General features: G+C 43.1%; 6 protein-coding genes. All 6 read right to left on the bottom strand.

Translation table 11 applies throughout. From position 1 onward, the window contains the following. Positions 1-729, bottom strand: a 729-nt coding sequence (locus WMO25_RS13405; protein WP_349085721.1) for an ABC transporter permease, incomplete at its 3' end; no start/stop codon positions are given. A gap of 55 nt (positions 730-784) precedes the next feature. Further along, positions 785-1,240 (bottom strand): MarR family winged helix-turn-helix transcriptional regulator, encoded by a 456-nt coding sequence (locus WMO25_RS13400; RefSeq protein ID WP_349085719.1) that lies wholly within the window; start codon positions 1,238-1,240, stop codon positions 785-787. A 167-nt stretch (positions 1,241-1,407) separates the two neighbouring features. Next, positions 1,408-2,202, bottom strand: a complete 795-nt coding sequence (locus WMO25_RS13395) for an ABC transporter ATP-binding protein (protein WP_015514625.1) — start codon at positions 2,200-2,202, stop codon at positions 1,408-1,410. 2 nt (positions 2,203-2,204) lie between these two features. Then, complete coding sequence (locus WMO25_RS13390) at positions 2,205-3,122, bottom strand: ABC transporter permease (protein WP_349085717.1); 918 nt, start codon at positions 3,120-3,122, stop codon at positions 2,205-2,207. Between the two features lie 117 nt (positions 3,123-3,239). Then, complete coding sequence (locus WMO25_RS13385) at positions 3,240-4,307, bottom strand: ABC transporter substrate-binding protein (protein WP_349085715.1); 1,068 nt, start codon at positions 4,305-4,307, stop codon at positions 3,240-3,242. Between the two features lie 831 nt (positions 4,308-5,138). Beyond that, positions 5,139-6,226: AI-2E family transporter (locus tag WMO25_RS13380; RefSeq protein ID WP_349085713.1), on the bottom strand; the 1,088-nt coding region annotated here is incomplete at its 5' end.

Here is a 6,226-nt window from a genome sequence, read left to right as displayed (position 1 = left end):
CAACGGCATATTAAAGGCCAGAATCTGCTCCGCCTTTACAAAATTCCTGTAAATATTATCGGAAACCTGATCAAACTTTCCGACCTCATGATCTTCACGGGTAAAGGATTTCACGACGCGAATACCATACAGATTCTCCTGAACAATCGCATTCAGATGGTCATACGTCTTAAACACCCTCTCAAAAATCGGATGCACTTTCATGATAATCGCATAAAGGCCAATACCGAGAATCGGCACAGTGATCACATAAATTAATGACAACTGCGCATCAATTTTGAAAGCCGCAAACAGTGCACAGACAAGCATGATCGGGCTTCTGACTGCAATTCGGATAATCATCTGGAAGGCCATCTGAATATTGGTAATATCTGTCGTCATACGTGTAACAAGACTGGCAGTCGAAAACTTATCGATATTGGCAAAGGAAAACTCCTGTACCTTATAATAGATATCCTGACGCAGGTTCTTTGCAAAACCAGATGAAGCCTGTGCCGCAAACTTTCCTGAAATGGCACCGCAGAACAATGAAATCATCGCCACAGCAAGCAAAATCAATCCATACTTCCATATAACGCCCATATCTCCCTGATCGATACCTTCATCGATCAGTTTTGCCATGATCAGTGGAATCATAATCTCCAAAAAGACTTCCAACGCCACTGTCACAGGAGACATGATCGTCTGTTTCTTGTATTGCCGGATACTTCCGGCCAGCGTTTTAATCATACAAATAATCCTCCTATCTCTATCTGGCTAGCCGCATCTGTCAAATAAGGACGGCTTATTCTTCTAACATGTTATCTGCAACTCTCTTCAATAAATGCATCAGGGTATGAAACTCTTCATACGACAGCCCGTCCCTGATCCTGTTTTCAAGCTCTATTCTCTCCACCGCTGCATTAGCATTGATCTCTCGTCCTTCCTCAGTCAGAACAAGCCGCTTCAATCTGGCATCACTGGAGACACTTTCCCTCCTAAGCAGTCCTTTGCTCTCCATGCCCTTTAACACTTTGGAAACCGTTGACCTGGTCACACAAAATTTTTCTTCTATATCCTTCTGATAAATCTCTTCATTCTCATGGTCTGCCAGGTATCCGAGAATCCAGCCATTGGATCCTGTAATCTTATGAACCTTACTCATATAGACATTACTATCGGCCTTTCTGCGGATCATCGTCGCTGTACGAAGAATCAATAGACCTAACTCTTCCCTGCATGGCAGGTCCTTTCTGCACATGACATAGCTCCTTTCTGAATGTCTTTGTTCTGTATGCATTTTGTTTCCGTCGAAACTGTTGCACATCAAACTGTTTTACGTTCAACATTATACAGCGATTGTTTTTTAATGTCAATACACCTGTGAAATGGATTTAAAAAGGAAGGGAATTTCTCCCCTCCTCATCTTTAATTCAGCAATATTCTGTCATTATCAAATTCTTCTTTTTTCTTCTCTGAATACATATCCAGCAGATCAGAAACTGTCATATGCTTCCGCTCTTCTTCTTTAATGTCAAAGATAATCGCACCGGAATCCAGCATAATGGTTCGGCTGCCTGTTGTCAGTGCCTGCCCCATATTGTGGGTGATCATCAGAGTCGTCAGATTGCGCTCATGGACAATATCATTAGTTATGGCCATCACCTTCTCAGCTGTGGCCGGATCCAGAGCCGCCGTATGTTCATCCAGAAGCAGCAGCTTCGGTGTCACAATGGTACTCATCAACAATGTAACTACCTGTCTCTGTCCACCGGATAAAAGTCCGATCTTCGTAGCCATACGGTCTTCCAGTCCCATATCAAAACGCTTCAGTGCTTCACAAAACATCTCACGGTCTTTCTTTGTAATAGCAAATCTGAAAAGACCTTTCGTGTTCTTGGAATAAGCCAGTGCCAGATTCTCTTCAATGGTCAGATTCGGTGCGGTTCCTTTCATCGGATCCTGAAACAGACGTCCGATGGAAGCCGACCGCTGATGTTCCGGCAAATAGGAAATATTCTTCCCATCCAGAATCACACTGCCTTCATCCAGAAGAAAATTACCGCAAATAGCATTAAATAATGTTGATTTACCGGCACCATTGGAACCGAGAATCGTCACAAATTCCCCCTCTTTCAGGGACAGATTCAGATGATCCAGTGCCTTATGTTCATTGGGTGTGCCTTTTGCAAAGGTCTTTGATGCATTGATCACTTCCAGCATATCTATCTTCCTCCATCACTTTCTCTCATCCCCTGTCGCTTCAGCTTATCATTCGCCATTTTGGCCTTGATAGCCGGAACAGCCAACGCAACGGTTACAATAATTGCCGAAATCAATTTCAGCATGTACGCCGGGAACATATCGGATTTTGTTGCCAGGGCAATAATATAGCGGTACACAATGGAACCCACAATGGCTGAAATAAACCCGATCATCAGACTTCTGTGGCCAAAGAAAGCTTCGCCGATAATCACAGAAGCCAAACCGACAACAAGAATACCGACACCGGAATTGATGTCTGCAAAGCTCTGATACTGAGCGATCAGACCACCGCAAAACGCGATGCAGGCATTGCTGATTGCCAATGCGATCATCTTCACGGCATCCACATTAATTGAGGAAGCACGGACCATATCGGCATTATCTCCGGTGGCACGAATGGAAAGTCCAAGAGATGTCTTGAAAAATACCGTCAGTAAAACAGTGACAATCACAACTGCCGCAATGGCAACAAATAATTTGACAGCATCCTTCGACATAAAAGGAAAGATCTTCAAAAACAGTGTGAAAACAGTATCGTTATTGAGCAGTGTCACATTGGATGCGCCGCCCATCACAAACAGATTAATCGAATACAATCCACTCATTGTCAGGATACCTGCCAGAACCGGATGAATATCTAATTTCGTCTGAAGAAATCCTGTCACGCTACCGGCCAATGCGCCTGCGATAATTGCACCCACAAGTCCAAGTAGCGGATGGCCCGCAGCCGTCAATATCGAGGATGCTGCCAGACCGAAAGTAAAGCTGCCTTCCGTTGTCAGATCGGGAATATTCAAGATTCTAAAACTGATATAGATGCCAAGCACCATAATACTGTAAAGAAAACCAAGCTGCAAAGAGCCAATCAATAAAGTCATACTTTTCTACGTCCTTTTCATTTTTGTTCTTTTCTTGCGTTTACCCCCTGCATATGCAGAGGGTAAACACTATTTCTTTTATTCATATCATATAGCATATAGAATTACTTTGCAATCCTACTTTGCATCATCTACAAAAGTTGCTGTACTCTGTACACCTTCCGGTAAAGTAATGCCAAGTGCCTCAAGTGTCTGGTTATTGATAACTGTTGCGGATGCCGGAACAACGACTGCAGGAATATCTGCAACTGCTGTGCCTTCAAGAATCTGTACTGCCATATCTGCGCTCATACTGCCAATGCCTTTATCGCTGATAGCAACTGTTGCAAATGCACCAGATTCAACGGTTGTTGCTGAACTGCAGTATACTGGGATCTTGGCATCTCTTGCTACTTCTGATACAAGTGTCATGCTGGCCTGAATGACAGAATCATTCGGAACAAACATGGCATCAACGCTGCCAACCAATGACTGAGCAGCCTGCTGAACTTCTGAAGAGTTCGTCACTGTTGCTTCTTTATAAGAAAGACCATTAGCATCACAGTATTCCTTGGCTGCTTCGATTGTATTCACAGAATTAACTTCGCTTGTGCAGTACAGGAAACCAAATGTCTTGCAGTCCGGTGTCAGCTGATTGTTCAGTGCGAAAATGTCAGAAACAGGAATTGCATTGGATGTACCTGTTGCATTCTTGTCCGGGTGATCCATATCTGTGATAACGCCTGCTGCTACAGGTGCTGAAACAGCGATAAATACAACCGGTGTATCGGTCTCAAGATTGACCATTGCCTGTGTGGCCGGTGTAGCAATTGTACAAACCAGATCATAATCGCCGTCTGCCATAGACTGGGCAATTGTCTGAAGGTTGGTTGCATCACCCTGTGCACACTTGTAATCCACTGTCAGTTTATCTTCTGTATAGCCTTTTGCCTGAAGTTCTTCAATAAAGCCTTCACGCATGTCGTTAAATGCGCCATTCTCAATCAACTGGATGATACCTACTGTATAACTGCCATTGGCCTTCGCGCCTTCGGAATCAAGCGCCTCTGATGCTTCAGATGCTGCCTCGGAAACGGCTGCTTCTGTCGTCGCCGCCTTCGTCTCCTGTGTGGAAGAAGAACCACAACCTGCCAGTGTCATTGCTGTCATCGCCAAAATACATACTGCTGATAATAACTTTTTCATGAAAATTACCTCTCTTTCAATCTTTCCTTAAAATACAGGCTTTTCTATGAGGAGTTTGCTTCACAGTCAGAACACACAGATTGTTTTATCTGCAAATCATTTGCAGTTGGCGCCTCGGGAAAAGTTCCCATAAAACAAAAAAATCCGCCCTATACAAAGGACAGATATATCTGCGGTACCACCTTTATTGATTATAAAATCCACTCATCATGAAAATGCCAACACATTCTCTACCGTTAACGCCGGTCTACGTCCTCAGATACTCCGCATCATATTCAATGCCTTTCCCCTGGCCCTCAACGGTCCATTTGCTCACCAGCGTCTCCACAGGTTCTCAGCTCCTCCTGCTCTCTGTACGGTGCTTATGTGAACGTTATCTCCGTCTCAAAAGTTTGATTTAATTTTAGCATATAATTTCAGAATGTCAACCCTATTTTTGATAAATTATCACTTTAAACGGATAAACTTTTGTATCAAATTCGAGTCAGCTTTGCAGCCTCATAGCCCTCTTTCTTTGAGATTTTCTGATGACATCGCAGTGTCTCCACATACTGATCACAGACTTTCCGTCTCGGATTCAGATAATCTCCGGCGCTCTGAAGAAATCGGATTCCTGCATATTCTCACCTTCCAGCAGATGCTTCGGCAGAATCGCCATCGTCATGTAATCTAAAAGCATGAATGATTATCTGCCATCAATCCTTTTTATATTCGGTGATATCATTCCCATAACACATCCTCAATATATTCCATCCAATCTAATAATTCCTGCATATACCAACGCCCCTTTTCTTTTAATTTTATCAGAAAAGGGACGTGTTCACAATTTATTTACTCATGCGTTTGTCGTGTTTCCTCCACCGTATATTCCTCAATTTCTGTCTTTGTCACCTGTTTGATATGCTTCTTTTTCAGACGCAGATATACGAATTCCCGAAAAATAGTATAAAACACGGACAACAGCGGAATAAAAACAAGCATACCTACAATTCCCATAAGGTTTCCACCGATCGTAACTGCTGCAAGAACCCAGATTGACGGAAGCCCTACCGATTCACCCACAACATGAGGATAGATCAGATTTCCCTCAATCTGCTGCAGCACCAGAAATACTATAATGAATAAAATCGCCTGTTCCGGACTTACCATAAAAATCAAAAAGCTTCCCACTGCACATCCGATGAAAGCCCCGAAAATTGGGATCAATGCGGTAAACGCAATCAAAATCCCGATCAAAAGTGCATATGGCATCCTCATAATACTCAATATAACAACAAACATACAGCCGAGAATCACGGCTTCCAGACACTGACCTGCAAGAAAATTTGCAAATGTCCGATAAGTCAGAGAACAGACTTTAAGAAAAGCATCTGCTTTTTTCCTTGGAAGAAAAGCGAAAATTACTTTTCGGATCTGCACGTGCAGCTTCTCCTTCTGAAAAAGAACATAACAGGCAAATGAAAATGCAATAAAAAAGGTTGCCAATCCACTGACTATGGAACCCAATGCTGACATTGTGGTATTCATCATATTTCCTGCACCGTTTCCAAGAAAGCTTATCCCCCACTTGATTGCCTGATCCGAATTAAACTGTACCTGATCTACCAGCTTCATGACTTCCTGATTATTATGGGAAAATTCCCGGATCCAGCTTTGCATCTGCGGAATAAAATCAGCGATGCTCACCATCAGGGTTCCCACTGTCCGCGTAAGCTGCGGGATCACGCCAAACATTACCAATACGATCACGCCAACCGCAAATACAATCGTAAGGAGCAGGCTTATCGGTCTTGCCAATTTTACGACTATCTTATTTTCTTTTTTTACTCTTCCAAAAATTTTCTTTTCCAAAAAGCTCATTGGCACGTTGATCACAAATGCGATCGCTCCGCCAAGTACAAAGGGAAATAGAATTCCCC

The organism is Coprococcus intestinihominis (assembly GCF_040096555.1).
GTDB classification, from domain to species: domain Bacteria; phylum Bacillota; class Clostridia; order Lachnospirales; family Lachnospiraceae; genus Coprococcus_A; species Coprococcus_A intestinihominis.
The sequence above is the reverse complement of the archived record's forward strand: the minus strand, read 5'-3'. Positions and strand labels throughout refer to the sequence as shown.

Coding starts and splice junctions, on each gene's coding strand:
- WMO25_RS13400 (WP_349085719.1), bottom strand. CDS start 1,240: ATGTGCAGAAAGGACCTGCCATGCAGGGAAGAGTTAGGTCTATTGATT.
- WMO25_RS13395 (WP_015514625.1), bottom strand. CDS start 2,202: ATGCTGGAAGTGATCAATGCATCAAAGACCTTTGCAAAAGGCACACCC.
- WMO25_RS13390 (WP_349085717.1), bottom strand. CDS start 3,122: ATGACTTTATTGATTGGCTCTTTGCAGCTTGGTTTTCTTTACAGTATT.
- WMO25_RS13385 (WP_349085715.1), bottom strand. CDS start 4,307: ATGAAAAAGTTATTATCAGCAGTATGTATTTTGGCGATGACAGCAATG.